We start from the raw sequence: 25,723 nt of genomic DNA on the forward strand, positions 1-25,723 counted from the left end.
GCAGGAACCGCAGGAACGGCAGGACCAGCAGGAACGGCAGGTGACCGTGCGACCCCCCTCCTACAAGGCCGTCGTCGACGAGTACGCGGCGGCGATCCGCTCCGGCGCGCTCCCCGCGGGCACCCGACTGCCGACCCACCGCATGCTCGCCCGCGACCGGCGGATCGCGCTCGCCACCGCCACCCGGGTGTACGCCGAACTGGCCGCCGCCGGACTGGTGGTGGGCGAGCGGGGCCGGGGCACCTTCGTCCGGGTGCGCTCCGGCTACGACGGCATCGAACCCTCCCGCGCCCTCCCGGTGCCCCGGGTGGCGGACCTCTCCTTCAACCAGCCGCTCGCCCCCGACCAGGGCGACCTGCTCCGGCAGGCCCTGCGGGCACTCGCCTCCTCGGGCGACGCCGAGGCGCTGCTGCGCCAGCACCCGCCGGGCGGCCACCGGCACGACCGGGCCACCGTGGCCACCTACCTGCTGGACCGCGGGATCGACACCGCACCGGAGAACGTGCTGCTCACCAGCGGTGCGCAGCAGGCGCTGGACTGCGTGCTGCGCACCCTCACCCGCCCCGGCGACGTCCTCGCCGTGGATGCCCTCAGCTACCCCGGCATCAAGCTGCTCGCCGCCGCCCACCGGCTCGACCTGGCACCCGTCCCGGTCACCGCCGCGGGCCCGGACCTCGACACGCTCGACCGACTCTGCCGCACCCGCCCGGTGCGGGCGGTGTACACCATGCCGACGGTCCACAACCCGCTCGGCTGGGTGCTCGACCGGGCACAGCGCGAACGCCTCGCCGGCCTCGCGGCCGACCACGACTTCCTGCTGATCGAGGACGGCACGTACGCCTTCCTGGAGGCCGCGCCGCCCCCGCCCCTGCAGGCCCTGGCACCCGAGCACACCTGTTACGTGGCCGGCCTGTCCAAGAACGTGGCGCCCGGGCTGCGGTTCGGCTTCGCCGTCCTGCCCGACCGTCTGCTCCGGGCCGCGACCACCAGTCTGCGGACGGCGGCCTGGGGCGCACCGGGCCTGGTCACCGCCCTCGCCACCGGCTGGCTCGCGGACGGCACGGTCGCCTGCCTGGAGCAGCAGCGCCGCACGGACGCCGCCGCCCGTCAGGCCGTCGCCCGCACGGCCCTCGCCGGTCTGACCACCACCGGCCACCCCGCGTCCTACGTCCTCTGGCTCACCCTCGAACCCCACCAGCGCCCCGACCACGCGGCCGCAGCCCTCGCCGCCGAGGGCATCCTGATCTCCACCGCCGACGCCTTCGCCACCACCCCCCACCACCCCAACGCCCTACGCCTCGCCCTCGCCACACCCCCACTGGCCGACCTCCACCCCGCCCTCACCCGCCTCCGCACCACCCTCGACGCCATCGCCCCCTGACCCGCGGAAAATATGTAGACCGGTCTGCATATTCTGTTCGCCCTCGGCCCGCACCAAAAGTCGGCCCGCCCGACTTCCTGTGCACCCCTCCTGGACCCCGCCCTCCAACCCCCAGCGATTCAGTAGACCGGTCTGCATATTTGCTTCCCCGCCCGCACCAGAAGTCGGCCCGCCCGACTTCCTACTCCGCCGCTTCCCCAGCCCCAGCCCCGGCCCCACCCCCCGCCGCAGCTGCACGCCCGAAGCGGCTGCTCCAGTCCTCCAGCAGCGTGAGCAGGCCCGGAGGGCCGATCACCCGGAAGTCGGCGCCCAGGGAGCCCAGGGCCATGGCGGGCCAGTCGAGGGAGTCCGCGGTCATCAGCAGCCGGCAGCCGCCGTCGGCGACGGGCTCGACGGTCCCCCACCGCCCGACCCGCGCGCGGACGTACTCCGCGGGTGCCTCGATCAGCGCCTCCACCCGGTGCGGACGGGGTATCCCCTGCAGGCCTGCGCGAACGAACTCCGCCGCGTCGGCCGCCGGCAGCGCACGCGGGGCGAAGCGCGCGCCGCCGCCCTGCGGGGCGGCCAGCCGGTCGAGGCGGAAGCTGCGCCAGTCGGCGCGGTCGAGGTCGTACGCGACCAGGTACCAGCGGCGGTTGAGGCACACCAGCCGGTGCGGCTCGACCTGCCGCTCCGACCCGCGCCCGTCGGCGGCGGTGTACGAGAAGCGGATCCGCTCCCCGTCCCGGCAGGCCAACGCCACCACGGTGAGGACGTCCGGGTCGACGCCCGCCCCCGCCCCGGTGCCCCAGTCGACGGGGACGGTCACCGCGCGCAGCGCCTCCACCCGGCGCCGCAGCCGTCCCGGCATCACCTGGACCACCTTCGCCAGGACCCGCACCGAGGCCTCGGCGACGCCCTCCACCGGGCTCTCCGCCGCCGCCTGCAGACCGACCGCCAGCGCCACCGCCTCCTCGTCGTCGATGACCAGCGGCGGCAGCGCCGCGCCCGCGGCCAGCTGGTAGCCGCCGTCGACGCCGCGCTGCGCCTCCACGGGGTAGCCGAGCTCGCGCAGCCGATCGATGTCCCGGCGCAGGGTGCGCACGGAGACGCCGAGCCGGTCGGCCAGTTCCCCGCCCGGCCAGTAGCGGTGGGTCTGGAGCAGGGAGAGCAGTCGCAGCGTTCGGGTGCTGGTGTTCGCCATGCCTCCGATTCTCGCCGGGATTCAGGACGGAAAGTGGCCGCTATGGTCCGTAGCGTTGGTCTTGTCCGAAGGAGCAAGGAACCGAACGGAAGGCCAGCACCATGACCACGACGAGCACGACCGACACCACGACGACCGCGACCGACACGACGACCGTCACGGGCGAGCGCGCCGACCTCCTGGTCGCGCTGGCGAAGCAGCGGCACTTCCTGCGCTTCACCACCCGCGACCTCACCGACGAGCAGGCCGGTCTGCGGACCACCGCGAGCGAGCTCTGTCTGGGCGGCCTGATCAAGCACGTGACCGCGGTCGAGCGGCTCTGGGCGGAGTTCATCGTGGCGGGTCCGTCCGCGATGCCCGACTTCACCACCTGGACCGAGGCCGACTTCGCCCGCCGCGCGGACGAGTTCCGGATGCTGCCCGGGGAGACGCTGGCCGGCGTCCTGGACGCGTACGCCGAGGTGGCGCGCCGTACGGACGACCTGGTGGCTGCCCTCCCCGACCTGGACGCCACCCAGCCGCTGCCGAAGGCCCCCTGGTTCGAGCCGGGCGCCGAGTGGTCGGCCCGCCGGGTGCTGCTGCACGTCGTGGCCGAAACCGCCCAGCACGCGGGCCACGCCGACATCATCCGCGAGTCCCTGGACGGCGCGAAGAGCATGGGCTGACCGGGGCACCGGCCGAGCCGGGCAAGCCACGGGGTCCGTCAGCCTCCGCCGACGGACCCCGTGGACCCGTAGATGGCCGACCCAGCCGTCAGACCCGCCCGACCAGCGTGAATCCGGCCCCGTCGACGGCGCTGCGGACCACGCCCTCGTCCAGCGGCTGCGCGGAGGCCACGGTGACTCGCCCGGTGGGCGCGTCGGCGACGACGTCGGTGACGCCGGGAAGCGCGGCGAGCCCGGCGCTCACCGTCCTCTCGCAGTGGCCGCAGCTCATCCCGTCGACGGTGAAAACAGCAGTGGTGGACATGGCGGTGCCTCCGATGGCGCTTCCGTGAGGTGGATCGACCCGCACCACAACACCGGAATCCGGCGGCCGGGCCCAGGGACACGCCGCACGGATGACACCATCGAGCGGTTCCGGGAACCGGCCGTGCCCCGCATCCGACAGGAGCCCTCCACCCCCGAACCCGAGACCCCGCGCCCGAACCCGAGACCCGACGCCCCCCCAACCCCACACCCCTGAACCGCCGCCGCACCCCCTCCCGTAGCTCCAGGTACAACCCCGTCGCCGAACCGGGACTCGGCCCGACCGGCCCCACCGGTCCCCAGTCCCCAGTCCCCGGTCACCGGTCACCGGTCACCGGTCCCCGGTCACCCATCAGCCGCCCCGGCCGCCCCGACCGCCGATGGCCACCGATGACCGCCGATCCCGCCCTGGAGCCGTACCACCATGTCCACCCTGGCCCCGATACACGCCCGACCGGACACCACCGCCCTCCTGCTGTCCCACACCGCCCTGCGCGGGGAGTTCGCCCGCCTCGCGATCGCCTGCCGCGCCCCGGGCGCGGAGCCGCTGCGGGCCGGGATCACCGACCACGTCGCGCTGATGCTGGGCGTCCTGCGCCACCTCCACGAGGCCGAGGAGGACGTGCTCTGGCCCATGCTCGCCGCGGCCGCGCCCTACCTGCGGCCCGAACTGGACGTACTGGAGGCGCAGCGCGCGGCCCTGGCCACCCCGGTCACCCGCGTCCGGCTCGCCCTGACCAGTACAGCCCTGACCAGTACGGCAACGACCGGTACGGCAACGACCGGTACCGCCGCGACCAGTACCGCAACGACCGGTACCGCTGCGACCAGTACGGCCGCCACCGGCGCCCCGTTGGACCAACTGGCCGATCCCCTGACCGAGTTGGCCGCCGCCGTCCGCACATACCTGGCCGCGAAGGAGGAGGCCTGCCTGGACGCGATCCACGCCCTCCTGCCGATGTCCGCCTGGGAACGGTTCGAGGAGGCCAGGCGGTGGTGCGTCCCGCCCGCCGACCAGTCCCGCGTCGAGGGCGTCCTGCTGTCGTACGGCAGCCCGGAGCAACTCGCCCACCTGCGCGCCACCACCAGCCGGCTGCGGGGCTTCATCGCCTTCCGCCTGACCCTGCCCGCCCATCACCGCCGGATGCGCGGGGTGTACGGCCACCTCGCCGCAGGGAGCAGCCGTTGAGGACACGCACCCACTTCCTCCCCCTGCGACAGCGCTCGCGACTGGGACAGCGCCGCCCCCGCAAGCCCTGGCACGGCGCGCTCGCCCTCGCCGTGGTCGCGGCGCTGACGGCCGGCCTGCTCTGGTGGCAGCCGTGGAGCGAGCGGGGCCGCGGCCCGGCCCCGCTCGCGTTCACCACCGCGCCCGGCGGCTCCGCCCGCTTCGGCACCGGCGAGCACCTGTACCGCTACAAGGTGCGGGTGGAGAACGGGATCGCGGAGAGCCCCGAGCAGTTCGCCGCCGAGGTGGACGCGGTGCTCGGCGACGTGCGGCGCGGCTGGGCCGCCGGCGGTACGGCCTCCTTCCAGCGGATGCCCGCCGACCCGGTCGACTTCACCGTCTACCTGGCCACCCCGCAGTCCACCGACCGGATCTGCGGCCAGTACGGGCTGGACACGGGCGGCTGGGTGAACTGCGGCGTCACCCACCAGGTGGTCATCAACCTCAAGCGCTGGACGGAGCTGTCCGAGTACTACCGGGGCGAGCCCGAGCTGTACCACGCGCTGGCGGTCAACCACGAGGTCGGCCACATCCTCGGCAACGGCCACGTCGACTGCCCGGCCCCGGGCGCCCCGGCGCCGGTGATGATGCAGCAGATCAAGGGCCTGCACGGCTGCGTCCCGAACGGCCGGCCGTACTCGGAGACCGGCACCCTGCTCACCGGCCCGCCGGTCGAGGCCCCCACCAACGCCCCGTAGCCCACCGGCGAAACCCGCACACCGACACCCCGTACCGAACCCCCCTCCCGAACACGGATAATCCTGGTCGGACCGGACGCCACCCGCACCGCGCGCCCGGTCCCGATCATGTCCGTACGCGGTGCCGGTGGAGGAAGTGCGTTGAACGGTGTGCCCGGCGGGGAGATCCTGGACTGGCCGGTGCTGCTGGAGGCCGCCGAGGCGGCCGCCCGGGCGACCAGGGGCCACGGGAAGGTCGCCGACTACATTCCGGCGCTCGCCACCGCCGACCCGGAGGCCTTCGGCATGGCCGTCGCCACCGTCGACGGGGAGTTGTACGGCGTCGGGGACTGGGAGCGGCCGTTCTCCGTCCAGAGCGTGTCCAAGCTGTTCTCGCTGGCGCTCGCGGTCGCCTACGGCGGTGACGCGCTCTGGCGGGGCGTCGGCCGCGAGCCGTCCGGCAACCCGTTCAACTCCCTCGTACAGCTGGAGACGGAGCACGGCATCCCGCGCAACCCGTTCATCAACGCGGGCGCCCTGGTGGTCACCGACCGGCTGCAGAGCATGACCGGCGACGCCTCCGGCGCGGTACGGGAGTTCCTGCGCCGCGAGTCCGGCAACGCCACCCTCGACACCGACCCGGTGGTCGCCTCCTCCGAGGCCGAGCACGGCCACCGCAACGCCGCCCTGGCCCACTTCATCGCCAGCCACGGCAACCTGGAGAACCCGGTCGAGACCGTCCTGGAGCACTACTACGCCCACTGCGCGCTCACCGCCAGCTGCCGCGACCTGGTTCTGGCCGGCTCCTTCCTGGCCCGCTACGGCGTGCGCGCCGACGGCACCCGCCTGATGTCGCGCAGCGAGGCCAAGCGCCTCAACGCCGTACTGCTCACCTGCGGCACCTACGACGCCGCCGGCGAGTTCGCCTTCCGCGTAGGCCTTCCGGGCAAGAGCGGCGTCGGCGGCGGCATCCTCGCCATACTCCCCGGCCACGCCACGGTCTGCGCCTGGGGCCCGCGCCTCGACCAGGCCGGCAACTCGGTCGCCGCAGTCACCGCCCTGGACACCCTGACCACCCTCTCGGGCTGCTCGGTCTTCTAGCCGTACGAAGCCGCACGAAGCCGCACGAGGCTGTACGAAGCCGTACGAAGCCGTACGAAGAAGGACGAGAAAGCACGCCGGGCCCCGGTCGTCCGCACAGCGACCGGGACCCGGGGATCAAGGGCAACCGCTACCCGATCACCGAACTGCTCGGTTACTCCACCGTCACGCTCTTCGCCAGGTTGCGCGGCCTGTCCACGTCCCGCCCCAGCGCGACGGCGGCGTGGTAGGCGAGCAGCTGCAGCGGGATGTTGAGCAGCAGCGGGTCCAACTCCGGCTCGCTCTTGGGGACCAGGATGCAGTGGTCCGCGAGCTTCTCCTCCGGGCGGCGGTGGGCGACGGCGATGACGCGCCCGGACCGGGCCTTGATCTCGCCCAGCGTGGTCAGGTTCTTGTCCAGCAGCTCGTCGTCCGGGACGAGGGCCACGGTGGGCAGTTCGGGGCTGATCAGCGCCAGCGGGCCGTGCTTGAGCTCGCTCGCCGGGTAGGCCTCGGCGTGCACGTAGGAGATCTCCTTGAGCTTCTGCGCGCCCTCCCGGGCCACCGGGTAGCCGCGCACCCGGCCGATGAACATCATGCCCGCCGACTGGGCGTACTCGGCGGCGAGTTCGGCGATGGACTCGCTCTGTTCCAGCACCTCGCGGATCTGGTCCGGCAGCGCCTGCAGGGCCGAGACGATCCGGCGCCCGTCGGCGGGCGAGAGGTCGTGGATGCGGCCGAAGTGCAGGGCGAGCAGCGCGAAGGCGACCACGGTGGAGGTGAAAGCCTTGGTGGAGGCGACCGAGACCTCGGGCCCGGCGTGCAGGTAGATGCCACCGTCGCACTCGCGGGCGATCGCGCTGCCCACGGTGTTGACGACGCCGAGCACCCGGCCGCCCTTGCGCTTGATCTCCTGGACGGCGGCCAGCGTGTCGTAGGTCTCGCCGGACTGGCTGACCGCGACGTACAGGGTGTCCGCCTCGATCACCGGGTTGCGGTAGCGGAACTCGGAGGCAGGCTCGCTGTGCGCGGGGATCCGGGACAGCTCCTCGATCAGCTGCGCGCCCATCTCGCCCGCGTAGTAGGCGGATCCGCAGCCGAGGATCTTGACCCGGCGGATCTCGCGCAGCTCCCGGGCGTCCAGGTTGAGGCCGCCGAGGTGCGCGGTGGCGAAGCGCTCGTCGAGCCGGCCGCTGAGGGTGCGCTCGACCGAGCCGGGCTGCTCGTGGATCTCCTTGAGCAGGTAGTGCTCGTAGCCGCCGGTGTCGAAGGAGTCGATCTCCCAGTCGACGGTGGACGGCTGGCGGTGCGTGGTGCGGGCGTCCGCGGTGAAGGTGCGGAAGCCGTCGGCCCGGACGGTGGCCAGCTCGCCGTCCTCCAGGTGCACGACCTGGCGAGTGTAGCGGACCAGCGCGGAGACGTCCGAGGCGGCGAACATCTCCTTCTCGCCGATGCCCAGCACGATCGGGCTGCCGTTGCGGGCGACCACGATCCGGTCCGGCTGCTCGCCGTCGATCACCGCGATGCCGTAGGTGCCGACCACCCGGCCGAGCGCGGCGCGCACCGCGTCCTCCAGCTCGACACCCTCGGCGACGTGCGCGGCGATCAGGTGCGAGAGCACCTCGGTGTCGGTCTCGGAGCGGAAGACGGCGCCGTCGGCGGCCAGCTTGGCGCGCAGCTCGTCGGCGTTCTCGATGATGCCGTTGTGGACGACGGCGATGCGCTCGGCGTTGTCCAGGTGCGGGTGCGCGTTGGCGTCGCTGGGGACGCCGTGGGTGGCCCAGCGGGTGTGGCCGATGCCGGTGGTGCCCTTGAACCGGGCCGGTACGGCCGCGGCGAGGTCGGCGACCCGGCCCTTCACCTTGCGGAGCTTGATGCCGCCGCCGCGGCCGGTGACGGCGACGCCGGCCGAGTCGTAGCCGCGGTACTCAAGCCGGGCCAGCCCCTCCAGCAGGAAGGGGGTGGCGTCCTTGGGGCCGATGTAGGCCACGATTCCGCACATGCGTCGTCTCCTCTTCAGGTCTTCGGAACTTCGGGTCTTCGCAGGCTTCGGGTCTTCGCAGGCTTCGGGTCTGCGGGAGCTTCGGGTCTGCCAAAGCTTCAGGTCGTCACAGGCTTCAGGTGTCCGGGAGCGTCCGCTCCCCGGGAGCCGGGGAGCCCGGGAACCGGGAAGCCCGGGAGCCGTGCTCAGCCGTAGACGATCCGCCGCAGCTGGCGGGCCGAGAGCTCCGGCGCCGCGACACGGCGCTGCGGGAGTTCCTCGGCGAGCCGGGCGAAGATCCGCTCGTTGGTCAGTCCGCGTGCCTGCAGCTCGGTGTGGCGGCGGCGCACGTACTCCTCGGTGCTCTCGGAGAAGTACGCCAGCACCTCCGCCACGACCCGCGCCGCCTCCCGGGGCCCGAGCGGGCTGGTCCGGGCGAGGTGGGCGAGGAGGTCTTCGTGAGGGTGGGGTGAGCTCGGCACGAGAGAGGAGCCTAGGTTGCCGAGAGCGCCGAAGCCAAAGATCCTGCCCGAAATCGGGCAGAAGTCGCGACCTTCGGCTCATCTCCCATCAATCCTCTTCATCCGAACCCTTGAAGCGGCGTCAGCTCCACACGTAGCGTGACGTACTGAACACGAAGCGGAAGACCGGAGGCTTGCTGATGTGCGGGATCACCGGATGGGTCGCCTTCGAACGCGATCTCACCGCCGAACCGGACGCCGCGGACGTCCTCGACGCGATGACGGCCACCCAGCTGCGCCGCGGCCCGGACGCCGGCGGGGTCCTCCTCCAGCCGCACGCCGCGCTCGGCCACCGCCGCCTCGCGGTGATCGACATCGAGGGCGGCACCCAGCCGATGACGGTCGAGCGGGACGGCCGGCTGCTGGCCGCGCTCACCTACAGCGGCGAGGTCTACAACCACCGCGAGCTGCGCGCGGAACTGGAGGCGGCCGGACACCGCTTCCGCACCCGCAGCGACACCGAGGTCGTGCTGCACGCCTACCTGGAGTGGGGCGAGGGCCTGGCCGGGCGGCTCAACGGCATGTTCGCCTTCGCCGTCTGGGACGCCCGGCGCGAGGAGCTGCTGCTGGTCCGCGACCGGATGGGCGTCAAGCCGCTGCACTACCGCGCCACCCCCGACGGCGTGATCTTCGGCTCCGAGGTCAAGGCCCTGCTCGCCCACCCCGCCGTCCGCCCGGTGGTCGACCTGGACGGGCTGCGCGAACTGCTCGGCCACACCCGCACCCCGGGCCTCACGCCGTACCGGGACGTCCGCGAGGTCCGGCCCGGCCACGTCGTACGGGTGCGCCGCGGGGGCGTGTCCGAGCACCGGTACTGGGCGCTGGAGGCCCGCGAGCACGCCGACAGCCTGCCGGCCACCGTCGCCACCGTCCGCGCCCTGCTGGACGACATCGTGCACCGCCAGCTCGACGCGGACGTCCCACTCTGCTCGCTGCTCTCCGGCGGGCTGGACTCCAGCGCCGTCACCGCCATCGCCGCCAGGCTGCTGCGCTCGGCCGGCGCCGGCCCGGTGCGCTCCTTCTCCGTCGGCTTCTCCGGGCAGGGCGAGGACTTCCACTCCGACGCCGTCCGGCAGACCCCCGACGGGCCGTACGCCCGGCTGCTCGCCGGGCACGTCGGCGCCGACCACAGCGTGGTCGAGCTGGACGCCGCCGAGCTCACCGACCCCTCCCGGCGTTCCGCGGCGCTGCGCGCCCGCGACCTGCCGAACGGCGTCGGCGACATGGACGTCTCGCTGCTGCTGCTCTTCCGGGGCGTGCGCCGCCACTCCACCGTCGCGCTCTCCGGCGAGTCCGCGGACGAACTCTTCGGCGGCTACCGCTGGTTCCACGACCCGCAGAGCATCGCCACCGAGGACTTCCCCTGGGCGGCCGGCCTCACCCACATCGCCGGCGCCGGCTCCGGCCCGCGCGAGGAACTGCTCGACTCCGGACTGCTCCGCAAGCTCGACCTGGAGGACTACCGCAGGGCCCGCTACCGCGAGGCCCTGGCCGAGGTCCCGCACCTGGCGGCCGCCGACCCGCTGGAACGGCGGATGCGCGAGATCTCGTACCTCAACCTGACCCGCTTCGTCCGCATCCTGCTCGACCGCAAGGACCGGATGAGCATGGCCAACGGGCTGGAGGTGCGGGTGCCGTTCTGCGACCACCGGCTGGTCCAGTACGTCTTCAACGTGCCGTGGGCGATGAAGAGCTTCGACGGCCGGGAGAAGAGCCTGCTGCGCGCCGCCGTCCGGAACGTGCTGCCCGCGACGATCGCCGACCGGCCGAAGAGCCCGTACCCCGTGACCACCGACCCGCACTACCCGGCGCGGCTGCGCTCCGAGCTCGCCCGGCTCAGCACCACCCGGACGTCCCCGGCGCTCGGCCTGCTCGACCGGCGGCGCCTCGCCGACGCGCTCGCCCCGGACACCGATCCACGCTCCGTCCGACTGGGCGTGGACCTCGCGCTCGACCTGGACGCCTGGCTGACGGAGTACCAGGTCACCCTGGAGCTCTGAACCACGCACCGCCGAATCACGCCCCCGAGGGAACCATCCCGGCGCGCCCGGGCGTCGCACCGTGCGGTAGCGTCGCCGACACCTCCCCAATCGCGGGCGAAATCGTGGATTCCCGCCCCCGTGCCGTCAGGATGGGAGCGAACCGTCCACCTCGATCCGCCGGGGGATCCCGTCATGCAGCCGCGAGTCTTCGCGATTCTCACCGCCCTGCTCCTGGGCGTCCTGGGCCTCGGGTCGGTGGCCGTCACCGACTGGTCGCCCGCGGCGGCCACCGCGACCCCGGCCGCCTCGGCGCCCGGGGCCCCCGCCGCCGGCGCCCAGCCGGCCTCCGCGGGCGGCGCGGGCGCCGGGAGCGCCACCCCGACCGGCGACCCGGCGGTGTGGACCCGTTCGACGCTGCGCAACAAGCTGATGGCCGAGATGGACGCCACCGACCCCGGTGTCGCCCTCGCCGACCTCGACAAGATCACCAAGGAGAAGCCGTACACCGTGCGCTTCTGCCACCCGATCGCGCACGAGCTCGGCCACGCGGCGGTCAAGCGCTTCAACGCGGACTTCCAGAAGGTGATCTCCTTCCCGCACGAGACCTGTGCGGCCGGCTACCTGCACGGCGCCGTCGAGGAGATGCTCAACGCCTCCACCCAGCCCGAGGTGGACCTGCTCAAGCTCTGCCAGCCCAAGAACTCCGGCCCCTGCATCCACGGCGTCGGCCACGGCACGATGTTCGTCGCCAAGCAGGACGTCGCCAAGGCGCGGGACCTGTGCAACAAGTTCACCACCGACCAGAACCGGATCCGCTGCTCCGAGGGCCTGTTCATGCAGCTCTTCGGCCCGGACGAGGAGGACGAGCAGGCCAAGGCCAACCTGCCCGCCGACAAGCTCGCCCAGGACCCGCTCTATCCGTGCAAGGACCAGCCGTCGCTGTTCCAGTCCGCCTGCTACTTCTACGCGCCGACCTTCTACCTCTCCTCGCACGACTACCCGAACCACCCCGAGGTCTACGCCGACGCCCTCAAGTGGTGCCTCAACGGCAAGGCCGGCGGAGGGGCGGTGGACTGCAGCCGCGGCGTCGGCTCGCGGACCATGAAGTACAACCTCGACCGCGAGGACTGGGCCGCCCAGCAGTGCGCCACGGCCGCCGACGGCTGGCAGCGCAAGGCCTGCGCGGAGGGGCTGGTCAGCTACTACACGGTCAACTACACCGACGCCGGCGCGGCCGGGCGGCTCTGCGCCAAGATCACCAACAAGGAGATGCAGGGCTACTGCCGCTCGGCGAGCGGCCTGTCCGCCTCCCTGGACTGACGCCTCCCTGAACTGACGCCCCCTGGGCTGTACCTCCTCGGGCTGACGACCCCGGTCTCACCATGAGGGCCCGCGCCGCACGGCGCGGGCCCTTTGCGTAGGATCACCCGACCATCGCCTGATCACGGTGCGCCGAGGACGCCGCGCCCCCTCCCCGGCCCCTGGAGCACACCCGCCATGACCACCGAGGACCGCGCCGCCGACGACTTCCGCGCCGCCGCCCACGCCACCGCCGAGCTGGTCTCCGACTACCTCGCCGAGCTGCCCGAGCGCCCGGTCTGGCAGCCCGTGGCCGACACCGCCCGCCACGCCCTGCTGGACGCCCCGCTCCCCGCCGTCGGCCGCCCGCTCGCCGAGCTGGTCGAGGCCATCGGGCACCAGGTCCTCCCCTACCCGATGGGCAACGGCAACCCGCGCTTCTTCGGCTGGGTCAACTCCGCCCCCGCCCCCGCCGGGGTGCTCGCCACCCTCGCCGCCGCCGCGATGAACCCCAGCTCGGCCGGCGGCGACCACGCCGACGTCCACCTGGAGCGCGCCGTCGTCCGCTGGATCGCCGAACTCGTCGGCTTCCCGCACCCGGCCGGCGGCGGGCTGCTCACCTCCGGCACCTCGATGGCGACCATCGTCTGCCTCGCCGCCGCCCGCAACCGCGCCGCCCGGCAGGCCGGCCGGGACGTCCGGGAGGACGGCCTGGCGGGCCTGCCTCCGCTGGTCGGCTACGTCACCGGCGAGACCCACTCCTGCGTCCGCAAGGCCGCCGAGCTCCTCGGCCTCGGCAGCCGGCACCTGCGCACGGTCACCACCGGGCCCGACGGCCGCCTGGACCCCGCCGAGCTGCGGGCAGCCGTCGAGCGCGACCGCGCGGCCGGCCTGCTGCCCTTCCTGGTCGTCGCCTCCGCCGGCACGGTCGGCACCGGTGCGGTCGACGCCTTCGACCCGATCGCCGACCTGTGCCAGGAACAGGGCCTCTGGCTGCACGTGGACGGCGCGTACGGCGCCTTCGGCCGGCTCGACCCGGCCATCGCCCACCGCTACGCGGGCCTGGAGCGCGCCGACTCGCTCGCCCTCGACCCGCACAAGTGGCTCGGCGTCCCGGTCGACTGCGGCTGCGCCCTGGTCCGCGACACCGAGGAGCTGCGCGGCACCTTCAGCCTCGTCCCGTCCTACCTGCGCGACGAGGCCGCCGGCGCGCTCGGCTGGTTCTCCGAGTACGGCACCGAGCAGACCCGCCCGTTCCGGGCCCTCAAGGTCTGGGCCACCATCGCCCACAGGGGCCGCACCGGCCTGGTCCAGGACATCGCCCGGTGCACCGCGCTCGCCCGCCGCCTCGGCGAACTCGTCCGCGCCGACCCCGAGTTGGAGCTGCTCGCCGAGGTGCAGACCTCCATCGTGGCGTTCCGCCACCGCGCCCCCGGGCTGGCCCCGGCTGCCCGCGACGCCCTCAATCGCGAGCTGCCCGTCGCCGTCCAGCGGCGCGGCCGGGTCTTCGTCACCGGAGCCCGGCTCGGCGGGGAGGAGATGCTCCGCGCCTGCCTCCTCAACGCCGCGACGACCGAGGACGACCTGCACCTGCTCCTCGCCGAGGTCAGGGCCGCCGCCGCGGAGCTACTGTCGTAACACACCGCAACGGACCTTAACCCGCAGGTCACGGTCGGTTCGCGATCGGGAAACACCGGTCGGGCACGGTGGAGGTCATGGAGCACTCGAAGCCTTCCCGCCGCCGTGCCCACCACTGGCGCCGCGACACCGTCGAACTCGCCGCCGTCTTCCTCTCCGTCACCGCCACCGACCTCATCGCCAAGCTCGTCGTGGACGGCCCGGAGGGCCCGGTGGTCGTCGCCACCTCCGCCCTCGCCCTGCTCGCCACTGCCCTGTTCCACGCCTGGTGGTCACCCCATTCCCCGCCCCGACCACCCTCTGGCGGGTCCGCACCACGGCGCTCGCCCACACCCCGGCAACCCTGGCCGACCACCGGATCACCCTGCTCTCCCTGCACCCCGAAGAGCTCTTCCTCCGCACCCCCCACTCCGTCACCCCCTCCGACCTCGCCACCCTCCTCACCACCACCGGCCACACCGTCGAAGCCACCCCGACCCGCATCGCCTGAACCGGACCCGCATGGCCTGCCCCGCATCGCCTGCCCCGGACCGCCCGTCCCGGACCGCCTGACCGGCCAACCGATGGCACCCGACGCGCCGGCGGCGGGGGCCCGGGGACCGTACCCGCCGCCGGCAGCCGACCAGGGCGTGTCGCCCCGCTCAGCCCTTGTCGGCGGGCTGCACCACGCAGACGGCGTTGCCGAGCATGGCGCCGAAGCCGCCGAGCAGGGTGCCGGTGACGGCCTTGCAGGTGGCGGCCTCCTCCGGGGTCTTGGGGCCGTTGTTCCCGGAGGAGGTGACGGTGGAGGAGGCGGCGGCAGTGGCGGACTGGGCGGCGGCGAGCGGCGCGGCGAGCAGCAGGGCGCAACAGGCCGCGGCCAGTGCGGACTTCTTGACGGACATGGGAGAGCCCCTTCGGTTCGAGTCGGGATCGGCGGAAAGCCGAGCCATCCCTATCCGAAGGGGCTCCCCCGCTCAGGGATTCTGGGCCATCCGTGAGCGTGTCCGCGTCAGCGGCCCGGGGCGGTTTCCTCGTCGGTGATCCGCTCCAGCGCCCGTATCGCGGCGGCGAGTTCGACGACCCCGTGCTCCTTGAGCACCCCGTAGTGGTCCCCGGTCAGGTCGACCACGGCGGGCGGGGCCGCGGAGTAGCCGCTGCTGCCCTCGATGAAGGAGTAGTCGTCGCCGGCGGCCTTGAAGATGGTCACCGGGGCGTCCAGCCGCCGCTCGGCCAGCTCGCGGAAGCTGTACTCGAACTCGTAGGTCTCACCGACGATTCCGGTGATCCGGCGGATCAGCTCCTCGTCCAGGTCGGGCAGCAGCCGGTGCACGGAGGCGACGAAGGTGGCCTCGTCGGCCGTCTCGGCCAGGCAGCGCTCCAGCTCGGGGCCGCTGATCCGGCCGGTGAACACCCCGAACAGGATGGTCACGTAGGCGGGGTTGGCGTACGAGGCCTCCCGGCCCCACGCGCCCCCGTCGTCCCGGCGCACCTCGGGGTTGCCGGGGCAGATCAGCAGCAGCCGGTCCACCTGCCGGCCGGCCTGCTCCAGCTGCCAGGCCGCCTCGAAGGCGACGCGGGCGCCGAAGGAGAAGCCCCACAGCGTGTACGGGCCCTCGGGCTGCACCCGGAGCAGTTCGGCGACGTCGGCGGCGGCCGTCTCCCGGATGGTCGGGTACGGCCTCTCGCCCTCGTTGATGCCGTGCGCCTGGATGCCGTAGAACGGGCGCCCCCGGCTCGCCTCGCGGCCGAGCAGCCGCAGGTTCATCGGGTAGCCGCCCAGCCCGGGCCAGCAGAACACCGGCCGGCCGGAGTCGCCCGGGTGCAGCGGGATCAGCCGCGAGGAGGCAGCGCCGCCGCCCTCACCGGGGCCGGCACCGTCCTCGCCGCGGGCCCGGTCGATGCGGGCGGCCAGGTCGCCCAGTTTCGGGCACTCGAACAGCACCTGCAGCGGCAGCGAGACGTCGAACTCGCGGTTGATCCGGTGGACCAGTGCCACGGCGATCAGCGAGTTGCCGCCGACGGCGAAGAACTCGTCCTCGACCGACACGTCCTCGTACTTCAGTGCCTGCCCCCAGGCCTCGGCCAGCCACCGCTCGTGCTCGGTTCGCGGCGCGACGTAGGCGCTGCGGACGTCGGCCGTGCGGACGGCGTCGGAGGCGGCGAGGGCCTTGAGGTCGACCTTGCCGTTCGCGGTGAGCGGCAGGGCGTCCACGACCAGCACCCGGTTGGGGAGCATGTAGTCGGGCAGCAGCTTGGCCAGTTCGTCCTTGATGATCTCGGCCGGGCCCTTCATGTGGACGGCGTCCTCGTGCATGCCCTCGCTGCGGATCTGCTCCTCGCTCACCTTGCCGCCGAGGAAGAAGTACGACGGTCCGGTGGCGATGCCGCGCCCGGCGAGGATCTCGTCGATGCGGCGCGCGGCGGGCAGCGGATGGCCGGACTTGGAGCTGTAGCCGGAGGACATGAAGCCCAGGCCCAGGCCGTTGCGCTGCAGGTGGTGCAGTTCGGTGCCGAGCGCGATGTACTCCAGCCACTCCTCGGGGGCGCGGCTGACGGCGGTGATGCCGAACGCGGCCCGGGCGTGCACGGACTGGTTGATCGCGATGACGTGCCGGGGCTCCACCACCGCGTCCGCGACGTGCGTCAGCTCGCCGTCGGCGTACCGGTAGAGGCCGCCGGGCAGACCGTCCACCCGGCCCTCGTGGGCCTGGACGTACAGCTCGGTGCTCCGGGCGCGGGCCGTGCCGTCGTTGCGGACGACGGCGAAGGCGCCCAGGTAGTGGTCCTCCTCGGCGACGTCCAGCCGGCCCCGGACCGCCGGGTCGAGGCCGAGCGGGCGCACGTCCAGCCCGTACTCGGGCAGCACCTCCTCGAAGACGCCCAGCATGTGGCCGGTCTCGAACTCCAGCACCTCGCGGATGTTGTTCTTGTACACCGGCTCGATGGCGCCGTGCCGGCCGGAGAAGTGCAGCGTCAGGTAGGCCTCCGTGCGGGGCTCGGCGGGCCCGATCCGGATCAGGCTGTGCTCGACCGGGTGGTAGTAGTACAGCCCGGCGGCGAGCCCGTCCAGGCCGCCGGTCTCCAGGTAGAGCTGGGTGGCGTACAGCGCGCCGGGCGAGGCGTAGGCGTACTTGGGCAGCAGCCGCTCCTCGCTGTGGAACTGGCCGAACCACCGCAGCACGCGGCCGAGTTCGGGGAAGCTGAGGAGCGCCGGCTCACGGCCGAAGGGGCCGGCGGGGCGGGCGGCGAGCAGCGCGGTGAGGTCGTCGCGGGTGACCGGGCCGCCGTCGTAGAAGCGGTAGGTCTTGCGGGCGAAGGTCTCCCGGCGCTGGGCCTCGGTCTCGCGCCGGCCGGGCAGTTCGATCCGCTCGCGGCCGGCCAGCCGGGCCGGGTCGCGCAGGCCGGGGTCGGACAGCTGGGCCTTGACCTGCAGCTTGCTGGCCTTGGACTGGTGGTGGCCGCCGTGGTTGCCCTGGTCCATCAGGGCGGCCTCGCGCGGGTTGAGCTCGACGCAGGCGACCAGGTTCTGGTGGCCGGTGCGCTCGTCCCCGGCGACGATCGCGGCGGAGCGGCGCACCCAGGTGTGCTCCTCGATCGCGCGGGCGATCTCGTCCAGCTCGACCCGGTAGCCGCGCAGCTTGACCTGGTTGTCGACCCGGCCGGCGAACCGGATGGTGCCGTCCGCGTTCCACTGCGCGAGGTCGCCGGTGCGGTACAGCCGCTCGCCGGGCGTGAACGGGGAGGGGACGAAGCGTTCCTCGGTGAGTTCCGGCCGGTGCAGGTAGCCGCGGGCCAGCTGAACGCCGCCGATGTACAGCTCGCCGACGCCGCCGGCGCCGACCGGCGTCCGCTGCTCGTCCAGGATGTAGCACTGGGTGTTGTCGACGGGCCGGCCGATCGGCACCGAGTCGGCGCCGTCGCCGGGCTCGGCCGGGTCGACCACGTGCGCGGTGGCGTTGATGGTGCACTCGGTCGGGCCGTACAGGTTGACCAGCGAGGCCGCGGGCAGGGCCTCGCCCAGGTCGCGGGCGAGCCGGCGGGACAGCGCCTCGCCGCCGGAGAACACCCGGGCCAGGCTGGTGCAGTCGGTGAAGCCCTCGGTGTCCAGCAGCGCCCGGAGCAGGGTCGGCACGCACTGCAGGGCGGTCACCTCGTGCCGCCGGACGGCCGCGACCAGCGCCTCCGGGTCGCGGTAGAGGCCGGGCGTGCCGGCCACCACGCGGGCGCCGACGGCCGGGGCGAGGATCTCCCACTGGGCGGCGTCGAAGCTCATCGGGGTCTTCTGCAGCACGGTGACCTCGGGGTCGAGGTGCCCGGCGTCGAGCATCCAGCGCAGCTGGGAGACGACCGCGCGGTGCTCGATCATCACGCCCTTGGGGCGGCCGGTGCTGCCGGAGGTGTAGATCACGTAGGCCAGCGACTCCGGTTCGGCGCCGCCCTCGGCCGCCGGGTGCGCCGGCGGCGCGTCCTCGAAGGTGACGATCTCGGTACCGGCCGGGGCCAGCGCGGCCAGCCGCTCGCGCAGGTGCGCCTGGGTGAGCACGATCCGGGTGCCGCTGTCCTCGACCATGTAGCGGAGCCGGTCCTCGGGATACTCGGGCGACAGCGGCAGGTAGCCGGCCCCGGCGTACAGGACGCCCCAGGCCCCGGCGACCAGGCCCACGGACGGCTCGACGTACAGGCCGACGCAGGCGTCCGGGCCGGCGCCCAGCCCGCGCAGGTGCGCGGCCAGCCGGCGGGCGGTCTCGGACAGTTCCAGGAAGGTGAGGCCCCCTTCCTCGCCGATGACGGCCGTGGAATTCGGCCGGGTGCGCACCTGCCGGTCGAGCAGACCGGTGAGCGCGGTGCCGACCGGGGCGCGGCGGGCGTGCGGGACGACGGGGGTGGCGGCGGAGACGGACGGGTCGATGCGCATGGGAAGTGCCTTCGGTGCGTGGTACGGGGGGAAGCCCGGCGTCCTGCTCAGCGGGAGCGCCGGTTACGGGATCCACCGTCGGCCGCCCGCTGTCCCACCCGCATGAGGCACCGGTCTGGACCTCTTCCGGCCGCGTCCCGGGGGCGGGGGCGCCCCGTCCCGGCCCGGCCCCGGCAGGTCCCGGGCCTGTCCCGGGCATTCGGCCGTTCACGATCACGTAACCGAGCGGAAGCGCAGCGTCGGTAGCGTCGGCGGCATGACGGCATCACGCACTCGCCCCGAACGGCTCTGGCACCGGCCCTTCCGCAGGTCGGACCGCAGGTGCGCGGCGCCCGACGGCCAGGCCACCCGGCTGCCCGCGCTCACCGGCGGCCCGCACCGGACCGCCCGGCCGCACCTGCCGTCGCTGCGCCCGGCCGGCCCGGCGCCGCAGGCCCCGTCCCGGCTGTCCCTGCCGGACGGGACCGAGGTGCTGCTGCGTCCGGCCGGCCCCGCCGACAAGACGGCGGCGCTGGCGATGCACGCCCGCTGCTCCCCCGCCGCGCTGCGGTTGCGCTACCACGGCCCGGTCCGCGACGCCGACCGCTACCTCGACCACCTGCTGGACCCGCGGCACGGCCGCAGCCTGGCCGTGGTCGCCCCGGACGGGCGGATCCTCGCGCTGGGGCACCTGATGTGGGACGACGGCGAGGCCGAGCTGGCCGTGCTGGTCGAGGACGGCTGGCAGCGGCGCGGCCTGGGGGTGGCGCTGCTGCGCCGGCTGTCGGCGACGGCCCGGGCGGCCGGCATCGGGACGGTGTACGCGCTGACGCACGCCGCCAACGCCGGTCTGATCGCCGCGATGCGCCGGCTGGCCGCGCCGCTGGACTTCAGCGCCGAGGGCGGCACCCTGGTGATCACGGCCTCCCTGGGCGCCGCGGACCCGGTCGCCCACGCCCACCACCCGGGCCGCTGATCATTTCTTCACCAGATCCTTACCAGGGGCGCGACGGAACCCCGGGGCCCTCCTGGAACGTCGTCAAGGAACGAAGGCTCCCTCCGTACACGGCCCTCCTTGACGGAACGTCAGAAGCCCCCACCGCCGCGTCCCGGCAGGCGGCACGGGGTCCGGTTCGTCCGGTCGGGCGACGGAGTCGGTAGGCTGACCCCCGTCCCCGCCGCCCGACGGCCCGTTGTCCGGACCCGGGTGGTGCCGCAGCAAGGAGGAACCACTGAGCATGGCAGGCACCGAATCGGAGCCCACAGGCGCACGCGACGCCTCGCTGCCGGCCCGCGCCAAGATCGCGGTCACGGCCGGCCGGGTCGCCGCCGCCGTGTCGCGCAAGGCCGGACGCGGGAGCGGCTCGGTGATCGGCGGCAAGGTCGCCCTCAAGCTCGACCCCGACCTGCTCGCCACCCTCGCCGACCACCTCGACGTCGTCCTGGTCAGCGCGACCAACGGCAAGACCACCACCACCCGCCTGATCGCCGAGGCGCTGCGCGCCGCCGGCCCGGTGGTCTCCAACGCCCTGGGCGCCAACATGCCGGCCGGCATCACGTCCGCCCTGGCGGGCGGCACCGAGGCCCGCTTCGGCGTGATCGAGGTCGACGAGAAGTACCTGGCGATGGTCGCCCGCGACACCCGCCCCAAGGCGATCGCCCTGCTCAACCTCTCCCGCGACCAGCTCGACCGCGCCGCCGAGACCCGGATGATGGCCGAGAAGTGGCGCGAGGGCCTGCAGAACACCGAGGCCGTGGTCATCGCCAACGCCGACGACCCGCTGGTGACCTGGGCCGCCTCCTCCTGCAAGAAGGTGGTCTGGGTGGCCGCCGGACAGGCCTGGAAGGAGGACGCCTGGTCCTGCCCCGCCTGCGGCGGTGTGATGCAGCGCCCCGGCGACGACTGGTTCTGCCAGGACTGCGGCTTCCGGCGCCCCAACCCGCACTGGGCCCTCCAGGGCACCCACGTGATCGACCCTCAGCGCGGCGCCTGGCCGATCCAGCTGCAGCTGCCCGGCCGGGCCAACCTGGCCAACGCCACCAGCTCGGCCGCCGTCGCCGCCGTGTTCGGCGTCTCCCCGCAGGTCGCCCTGGAGCGGATGCGCTCGGTGGCCGCCGTGGCCGGCCGCTACGACGTGGTGCAGTACCAGGGCCGCGACATCCGGCTGCTGCTCGCCAAGAACCCGGCCGGCTGGCTGGAGACCTTCTCGCTGATCGACGGCCCGCCCGCCCCGGTGATCCTCTCCGTCAACGCCCTCGACGCCGACGGCACCGACACCTCCTGGCTGTGGGACGTCGACTACGAGCGCCTCGCCGGGCACCCGGTCTTCGTGATGGGCCAGCGCAAGCTGGACCTGGCCGTGCGCCTGGAGGTCGCCGGGCTCCAGTTCCACGTGGTGGACACCCTGGAGCAGGCCGTCCGGATGGCCCCGCCCGGCCGGATCGAGGCCATCGCCAACTACACCGCCTTCCAGCAGCTGCGGAAGGTCGTGGCCGGCTGATGCCGCGCCCGCACTCCCACCTTTACGTGACGGAAGGCCTTCGAGGATGAGTGAGAGCAGCCTGCGCGTGGTCTGGGTCTACCCGGACCTGCTCAGCACCTACGGCGACCGGGGCAACGCCCTGGTCGTGGAGCGCCGGGCCCGCCAGCGCCACCTCAACGTGACCCGGATCGACGTCCGCTCCGACCAGGCGATCCCCACCAGCGGCGACATCTACCTGATCGGCGGCGGCGAGGACCGCCCGCAGCGCCTGGCCGCCGAGCGGCTGCGCGCCGACACCGGCCTGGTGCGGGCCGCCGAGAACGGCGCGATCATCTTCGGCGTCTGCGCGGGCTTCCAGATCATGGGCCACGAGTTCATCAACGACCTCGGCGAGCGCGAGCCGGGCCTGGGCCTGCTCGACGTCTGGACCCAGCGCGGCGAGGGCGCCCGCTGCGTCGGCGACGTGCTCGCCGACGTCGACCCGCGGCTCGGCCTGCCGCAGCTGACCGGCTTCGAGAACCACCAGGGCGTCACCCACCTCGGCCAGGGCGTCCAGCCCTTCGCCACCGTCTCCGTCGGCCGGGGCAACGGCACCGGCGACGGCACCGAGGGCGCCTGGCGGGACACCGTCTTCGGCACCTACCTGCACGGCCCGGTGCTGGCGCGCAACCCCGCCGTGGCCGACATGCTGATCAAGCTGGCGCTGGACGTCAACGCCCTGCCGCCGGCGGACACCACCTGGTACGACGCGCTGCGCGCCGAGCGCATCGCCGCCGCGACGCGCCCCCAGTAGTACCTCCGTACGCCCCGGCCGGGTGCCCGCGATGCGGTCACCCGGCCCGCGGGCGGCCCCGGACGTACGACAATGGGGCTGCCTACTGCACACCCTCCTCGGCAGCAGGCTGCACTTCCGCGCGGGGGCGCCGACGGCGCCGCTCCCGCGTCGGCTCCTGCCCGGCCGGACCAGGGGCCGTATGCTCGACACCACGGTCGGTTTCGGACGTTCTGTCCGGACCGACCGGTCCTTCACCCCACGGCCGACTCCCCGCCACCCCGGCGCGGGAGCGCCCCGCCGCGGTGACGGCTCGTCGTCCCAGCCTGTAGTCCGGCCGTTTCCTCGGTTCTGCTCGGGAGTTGCAAAGCTAATGCGTATCGGAGTGCTGACCAGCGGCGGTGACTGCCCCGGCCTGAACGCGGTGATCCGGTCCGTGGTCCACCGGGGGGTGGTCGACCACGGCGACGAGATCATCGGGTTCGAGGACGGGTGGCGCGGGTTCCTGGAGGGCCACCACCGCCCCCTGACCATCGATTCGGTGAGCGGCATCCTGGCCCAGGGCGGCACCATCCTCGGGTCCTCCCGCGTCCAGCCCAGCCACCTGCGGGACGGCGTCGAGCGGGCCAAGAAGTACTGCTCCGACCTCGGCCTCGACGCGGTCATCCCGATCGGCGGCGAGGGCACCCTCAAGGCCGCCAAGCTGATGAGCGACGCGGGCCTGCCGATCGTCGGCGTGCCGAAGACCATCGACAACGACATCGCCGCCACCGACGTGACCTTCGGTTTCGACACCGCCGTCTCGGTCGCCACCGAGGCGCTGGACCGGCTGAAGACCACCGCCGAGTCCCACCAGCGGGTCATGGTCGTCGAGGTCATGGGCCGGCACACCGGCTGGATCGCGCTGAACGCGGGCATGGCGGCCGGCGCGCACGCCATCGTCGTCCCGGAGCGCCCCTTCCACATCGACAAGCTCACCGCCGTCGTCCGCGAACGCTTCGACCGGCAGAAGAAGTTCGCCATCGTGGTCTGCGCCGAGGGCGCCAAGCCCGAACCCGGCACCATGCACTGGGAGGAGGGCACCAAGGACATCTACGGCCACGAGCGGTTCACCGGCATCGCCACCCAGCTCTCCCGCGAACTGGAGCACCGCCTCGGCAAGGAGGCCCGCCCGGTCATCCTCGGCCACACCCAGCGCGGCGGCACCCCCACCGCCTACGACCGGGTCCTCGCCACCCGCTTCGGCTGGCACGCCGTCGAGGCCGTCCACAAGGGCGCCTTCGGGCACATCACCGCACTGCAGGGCACCAACATCAACCTGGTCCCGCTGGCCGAGGCGGTCGCCGAGCTGAAGACCGTCCCGCAGGAGCGCTACCTGGAGGCCGAGACGGTCCTCTGACCGCCTCTCGCCCTGCCCGCCCGCCGAAGGCCCCCGGACTCCCGCCCCACGGTCCGGGGGCCTTCGCACGTGCGCCAGGCGCCTTCAGCTGCCGAGCGCCGCGCGGTACCAGGCCGTGGCCTGCGGGAGGCGGGCGAGCGGGCCGGGGCCGGGCGGGCAGGCGGCCAGGCGCCAGACGGCCTCGCTGCGGTACCAGTGGTCGCGGGCGATCAGGGCGAACTGGCGCTCGGACACCTGGCCGGGGGCGGCCGCCAGCAGCCGGCGGCACTCCTCCCACGGCAGGTCCGGGCCGTCCGGCACGGGCAGCAGCCCGAGCGCGGCCAGCGCGGCGATCAGGTCGCCGCTGCGGACCGGCTCGGGGTGGGAGGCGTGGTGGACGCCGGGCGGGGCGCCCCGGCCGTCCAGGGCGAGCGCGGTGATCAGCCGGGCCAGATCGGTGCGGTCCACCAGCGAGATCCGGGCCTCGCCGCCCTCCCAGCGGCCCGGCACCCGGCGGACCAGCTCGGCCAGGGCGGGCACCACCCAGCGGTCGCCCGTCCCGGTCACCAGCCCGGGGCGCAGCACGCAGGCGCCGGCCGCCAGGGCGTGGCGCTCGCCGAGCAGCCGGGTGCGGCTGGCCTCGGACAGCGGGGCGGGCCGCACCTCGTCGACCTCGATGCCCGCGTGCGGGCCCTCCCCGTACACGGCCGAGGTCGAGAGGTGGACGATCCGGGGCACCCCGGCGCGGGTGGCGGCGGCCATCACCGCGGCCGCGCCCCGCACGTTGACCGCCTCGCACTCCTCGGTGCGGCCGTCGACCCGGGAGGCCAGGTGGACCAGCACCCCGGCGCCCTCGCAGAGGTCCGCCAGCGCCGTCGCGTCGGCGAGGTCGCCCGGCACCCAGACGGTGCCGGGACGGGCACCCTCCGGCACCCTGCGGGCCAGTGCCCGTACCCGTGCGCCGCGCGCCCGGAGGGCCGCCAGCACCTCGGAGCCGATGAAGCCGGTCGCGCCGGTCAGCGCGACCGTGGTCCCCGCCGCAGCTCCCTGTTCCGCTGCCATGACTGGCCCTCCCTGCCGACCAACCGGCCAGTCTAGCCAGCGGGAAACCGACCGGCCGACGGGGGGAGAACGGGAGGGGACACCCGTACGGAGGGGGTGGGGGCAGGGCCCGAGGTAAGGCCCACCTAGGCTGTATGCCAAGCAAAACGGGCGAACCGGACCCCACCGGGGACCACCAGGACGGAAAGCAGGACCCGCCGATGGGCGACGGAATGTCAGGAATGCACCACCACGGCGGGATGACCCGGCTAGGCCCGTTCACCTTCTCCAACGTCTGGACCTGGTCCCCGGACTGGGTGTTCCTGATCGGCGGCCTGGTCCTCCTGGGGCTCTACGCGGCGGGCGTGGTCCGGCTGTACCGGCGCGGCGACCGCTGGCCGGTCGGCCGGATGGTCGGCTGGGCGGCCGGCGTCGCCACCCTGCTGCTGGTGACCTGCAGCGGGCTGAACGACTACGGCATGGTGCTGTTCAGCGCGCACATGATCCAGCACATGGTGCTCTCCATGCTGACGCCGATCCTGCTGCTGCTGGGCGCCCCGATCACCCTGGCGCTGCGGGCTCTGCGCCCGGCCGGCAAGGGCCGCCCGCGCGGGCCGCGCGAGCTGCTGGTGGCGCTGCTGCACAGCCGGTACGTCCGGATCGTCTCGCACCCGGCGTTCACCATCCCGCTGTTCATCGCGAGCCTGTACGGGGTCTACTTCACCCCGCTGTTCGACTTCCTGATGCAGTACCGCCTCGGGCACATCGCCATGATGGTGCACTTCCTCCTCACCGGCCTGGCCTTCTTCTGGCCGATCATGGGCGTGGATCCGGGCCCGCACCGCCCCGGCCACGTGCTGCGGATCATCGAGCTGTTCATGGGGATGCCGTTCCACGCGTTCTTCGGCGTGGCGGTGATGATGGCCGCCCACCCGCTGGTCACCACCTTCACCGCGGAGGGCGCGCCGCCCGGGACGGACCTGCTGGAGGACCAGAAGCTGGCCGGCGGGATCACCTGGGCGTTCGGCGAGATCCCGACCGCGATCGTGCTGATCGCCCTGGTCTACCAGTGGATGGGCTCCGAGCAGCGGCAGGCCCGCCGCCGTGACCGCGCCGAGGACCGTTCCGGCGACGCCGAGCTCGAGGCGTACAACGCCTACCTGGCCTCGCTGCACAAGCGCGACCGGCGCCCGGGCGCGGCCGAGGCGGGCTGAGCCCGGCAAGGGTCACCGGCG

The 25,723-nt window shown here is 73.7% G+C and carries 21 protein-coding genes; 14 read left to right on the forward strand and 7 right to left on the reverse strand.

What is annotated here, in order from left to right; genetic code table 11:
- The first annotated feature begins 40 nt into the window (after positions 1-40).
- Positions 41-1,381: an aminotransferase-like domain-containing protein gene (locus tag CRP52_RS03190; RefSeq protein WP_257032260.1), complete on the forward strand. Its 1,341-nt coding sequence runs from the start codon at positions 41-43 to the stop codon at positions 1,379-1,381.
- 181 nt (positions 1,382-1,562) lie between these two features.
- On the opposite strand, the gene CRP52_RS03195 is transcribed toward CRP52_RS03190, so the two are convergent.
- A complete protein-coding gene (locus CRP52_RS03195; protein ID WP_097234979.1) occupies positions 1,563-2,564 on the reverse strand; it encodes a helix-turn-helix transcriptional regulator in 1,002 nt (333 codons plus the stop codon).
- Between the two features lie 101 nt (positions 2,565-2,665).
- Between CRP52_RS03195 and CRP52_RS03200 the strand changes: the two genes are divergently transcribed.
- On the forward strand, positions 2,666-3,229 hold the full coding sequence (locus CRP52_RS03200; protein ID WP_097234980.1) for a DinB family protein: 564 nt from the start codon (positions 2,666-2,668) through the stop codon (positions 3,227-3,229).
- Positions 3,230-3,317: 88 nt separating this feature from the next.
- Here the strand turns inward: CRP52_RS03200 and CRP52_RS03205 are convergent, their stop codons facing one another.
- Positions 3,318-3,533 carry a heavy-metal-associated domain-containing protein gene (locus tag CRP52_RS03205; RefSeq protein WP_097234981.1) on the reverse strand — a complete coding sequence of 72 codons (216 nt, stop codon included), beginning with the start codon at positions 3,531-3,533 and terminating at the stop codon, positions 3,318-3,320.
- Between the two features lie 423 nt (positions 3,534-3,956).
- On the opposite strand from CRP52_RS03205, the gene CRP52_RS03210 reads away from it, so the two are divergent.
- From CRP52_RS03210 to CRP52_RS03220, 3 genes are all read left to right on the forward strand, one after another.
- Positions 3,957-4,721, forward strand: a complete 765-nt coding sequence (locus CRP52_RS03210; protein ID WP_097234982.1) for a hemerythrin domain-containing protein — start codon at positions 3,957-3,959, stop codon at positions 4,719-4,721.
- The gene (locus CRP52_RS03215; RefSeq protein WP_179852673.1) at positions 4,718-5,458 is read left to right on the forward strand and encodes a DUF3152 domain-containing protein; all 741 of its coding nucleotides are present in this window, start codon (positions 4,718-4,720) and stop codon (positions 5,456-5,458) included. Before CRP52_RS03210 ends, CRP52_RS03215 begins: the two co-directional genes overlap by 4 nt.
- 168 nt (positions 5,459-5,626) lie before the next feature.
- Positions 5,627-6,538 carry a glutaminase gene (locus CRP52_RS03220; protein ID WP_373560543.1) on the forward strand — a complete coding sequence of 304 codons (912 nt, stop codon included), beginning with the start codon at positions 5,627-5,629 and terminating at the stop codon, positions 6,536-6,538.
- A 154-nt stretch (positions 6,539-6,692) separates the two neighbouring features.
- Here the strand turns inward: CRP52_RS03220 and glmS are convergent, their stop codons facing one another.
- On the reverse strand, positions 6,693-8,519 hold the full coding sequence (gene glmS, locus CRP52_RS03225; RefSeq protein ID WP_097234984.1) for a glutamine--fructose-6-phosphate transaminase (isomerizing): 1,827 nt from the start codon (positions 8,517-8,519) through the stop codon (positions 6,693-6,695).
- 185 nt (positions 8,520-8,704) lie between these two features.
- Positions 8,705-8,980 (reverse strand): hypothetical protein, encoded by a 276-nt coding sequence (locus CRP52_RS03230; RefSeq protein ID WP_097234985.1) that lies wholly within the window; start codon positions 8,978-8,980, stop codon positions 8,705-8,707.
- A gap of 179 nt (positions 8,981-9,159) precedes the next feature.
- On the opposite strand from CRP52_RS03230, the gene asnB reads away from it, so the two are divergent.
- The 4 genes from asnB (at position 9,160) to CRP52_RS03255 (ending at position 14,428) form a co-directional block, all read left to right on the forward strand.
- Entirely contained in the window at positions 9,160-11,019 is a 1,860-nt protein-coding gene (asnB, locus tag CRP52_RS03235) for an asparagine synthase (glutamine-hydrolyzing) (protein WP_097234986.1), read from the forward strand.
- Positions 11,020-11,193: 174 nt separating this feature from the next.
- Positions 11,194-12,321: a hypothetical protein gene (locus CRP52_RS03240; protein ID WP_097234987.1), complete on the forward strand. Its 1,128-nt coding sequence runs from the start codon at positions 11,194-11,196 to the stop codon at positions 12,319-12,321.
- 177 nt (positions 12,322-12,498) lie between these two features.
- A complete protein-coding gene (locus CRP52_RS03245; RefSeq protein WP_097234988.1) occupies positions 12,499-13,938 on the forward strand; it encodes a pyridoxal phosphate-dependent decarboxylase family protein in 1,440 nt (479 codons plus the stop codon).
- A 268-nt stretch (positions 13,939-14,206) separates the two neighbouring features.
- Positions 14,207-14,428, forward strand: a complete 222-nt coding sequence (locus tag CRP52_RS03255) for a hypothetical protein (RefSeq protein ID WP_097234990.1) — start codon at positions 14,207-14,209, stop codon at positions 14,426-14,428.
- Between the two features lie 151 nt (positions 14,429-14,579).
- Here the strand turns inward: CRP52_RS03255 and CRP52_RS03260 are convergent, their stop codons facing one another.
- Together CRP52_RS03260 and CRP52_RS03265 are read right to left on the reverse strand one after the other, a co-directional pair.
- A complete protein-coding gene (locus CRP52_RS03260) occupies positions 14,580-14,822 on the reverse strand; it encodes a hypothetical protein (RefSeq protein WP_097234991.1) in 243 nt (80 codons plus the stop codon).
- Positions 14,823-14,929: 107 nt separating this feature from the next.
- Entirely contained in the window at positions 14,930-18,835 is a 3,906-nt protein-coding gene (locus tag CRP52_RS03265) for a non-ribosomal peptide synthetase family protein (protein WP_097234992.1), read from the reverse strand.
- Positions 18,836-19,091: 256 nt separating this feature from the next.
- Here CRP52_RS03265 and CRP52_RS03270 point away from each other — a divergent pair, with 256 nt between their 5' ends.
- The 4 genes from CRP52_RS03270 to CRP52_RS03285 all read left to right on the forward strand — a co-directional run bounded on the left by CRP52_RS03270 (position 19,092) and on the right by CRP52_RS03285 (position 23,468).
- A complete protein-coding gene (locus tag CRP52_RS03270) occupies positions 19,092-19,790 on the forward strand; it encodes a GNAT family N-acetyltransferase (protein ID WP_097234993.1) in 699 nt (232 codons plus the stop codon).
- 262 nt (positions 19,791-20,052) lie between these two features.
- On the forward strand, positions 20,053-21,315 hold the full coding sequence (locus CRP52_RS03275; protein ID WP_097234994.1) for a MurT ligase domain-containing protein: 1,263 nt from the start codon (positions 20,053-20,055) through the stop codon (positions 21,313-21,315).
- A gap of 46 nt (positions 21,316-21,361) precedes the next feature.
- Positions 21,362-22,090: a type 1 glutamine amidotransferase gene (locus tag CRP52_RS03280; RefSeq protein WP_097234995.1), complete on the forward strand. Its 729-nt coding sequence runs from the start codon at positions 21,362-21,364 to the stop codon at positions 22,088-22,090.
- A 352-nt stretch (positions 22,091-22,442) separates the two neighbouring features.
- A complete protein-coding gene (locus tag CRP52_RS03285) occupies positions 22,443-23,468 on the forward strand; it encodes a 6-phosphofructokinase (RefSeq protein ID WP_097234996.1) in 1,026 nt (341 codons plus the stop codon).
- Positions 23,469-23,552: 84 nt separating this feature from the next.
- On the opposite strand, the gene CRP52_RS03290 is transcribed toward CRP52_RS03285, so the two are convergent.
- Positions 23,553-24,509, reverse strand: coding sequence for an NAD-dependent epimerase/dehydratase family protein (locus CRP52_RS03290; protein WP_097234997.1), 957 nt, complete (start codon positions 24,507-24,509; stop codon positions 23,553-23,555).
- A 221-nt stretch (positions 24,510-24,730) separates the two neighbouring features.
- On the opposite strand from CRP52_RS03290, the gene CRP52_RS03295 reads away from it, so the two are divergent.
- Positions 24,731-25,702 carry a cytochrome c oxidase assembly protein gene (locus CRP52_RS03295; RefSeq protein ID WP_097234998.1) on the forward strand — a complete coding sequence of 324 codons (972 nt, stop codon included), beginning with the start codon at positions 24,731-24,733 and terminating at the stop codon, positions 25,700-25,702.
- Positions 25,703-25,723: the final 21 nt, after the last annotated feature.

The sequence above is a fragment of the Streptomyces sp. 1331.2 genome, assembly GCF_900199205.1.
In the GTDB taxonomy this organism is placed as follows: Bacteria; Actinomycetota; Actinomycetes; order Streptomycetales; family Streptomycetaceae; genus Kitasatospora.

Coding starts and splice junctions, on each gene's coding strand:
- CRP52_RS03195 (WP_097234979.1), bottom strand. CDS start 2,564: ATGGCGAACACCAGCACCCGAACGCTGCGACTGCTCTCCCTGCTCCAG.
- CRP52_RS03200 (WP_097234980.1), top strand. CDS start 2,666: ATGACCACGACGAGCACGACCGACACCACGACGACCGCGACCGACACG.
- CRP52_RS03205 (WP_097234981.1), bottom strand. CDS start 3,533: ATGTCCACCACTGCTGTTTTCACCGTCGACGGGATGAGCTGCGGCCAC.
- CRP52_RS03210 (WP_097234982.1), top strand. CDS start 3,957: ATGTCCACCCTGGCCCCGATACACGCCCGACCGGACACCACCGCCCTC.
- glmS (WP_097234984.1), bottom strand. CDS start 8,519: ATGTGCGGAATCGTGGCCTACATCGGCCCCAAGGACGCCACCCCCTTC.
- asnB (WP_097234986.1), top strand. CDS start 9,160: ATGTGCGGGATCACCGGATGGGTCGCCTTCGAACGCGATCTCACCGCC.
- CRP52_RS03240 (WP_097234987.1), top strand. CDS start 11,194: ATGCAGCCGCGAGTCTTCGCGATTCTCACCGCCCTGCTCCTGGGCGTC.
- CRP52_RS03245 (WP_097234988.1), top strand. CDS start 12,499: ATGACCACCGAGGACCGCGCCGCCGACGACTTCCGCGCCGCCGCCCAC.
- CRP52_RS03260 (WP_097234991.1), bottom strand. CDS start 14,822: ATGTCCGTCAAGAAGTCCGCACTGGCCGCGGCCTGTTGCGCCCTGCTG.
- CRP52_RS03265 (WP_097234992.1), bottom strand. CDS start 18,835: ATGCGCATCGACCCGTCCGTCTCCGCCGCCACCCCCGTCGTCCCGCAC.
- CRP52_RS03270 (WP_097234993.1), top strand. CDS start 19,092: ATGACGGCATCACGCACTCGCCCCGAACGGCTCTGGCACCGGCCCTTC.
- CRP52_RS03275 (WP_097234994.1), top strand. CDS start 20,053: ATGGCAGGCACCGAATCGGAGCCCACAGGCGCACGCGACGCCTCGCTG.
- CRP52_RS03280 (WP_097234995.1), top strand. CDS start 21,362: ATGAGTGAGAGCAGCCTGCGCGTGGTCTGGGTCTACCCGGACCTGCTC.
- CRP52_RS03285 (WP_097234996.1), top strand. CDS start 22,443: ATGCGTATCGGAGTGCTGACCAGCGGCGGTGACTGCCCCGGCCTGAAC.
- CRP52_RS03290 (WP_097234997.1), bottom strand. CDS start 24,509: ATGGCAGCGGAACAGGGAGCTGCGGCGGGGACCACGGTCGCGCTGACC.
- CRP52_RS03295 (WP_097234998.1), top strand. CDS start 24,731: ATGCACCACCACGGCGGGATGACCCGGCTAGGCCCGTTCACCTTCTCC.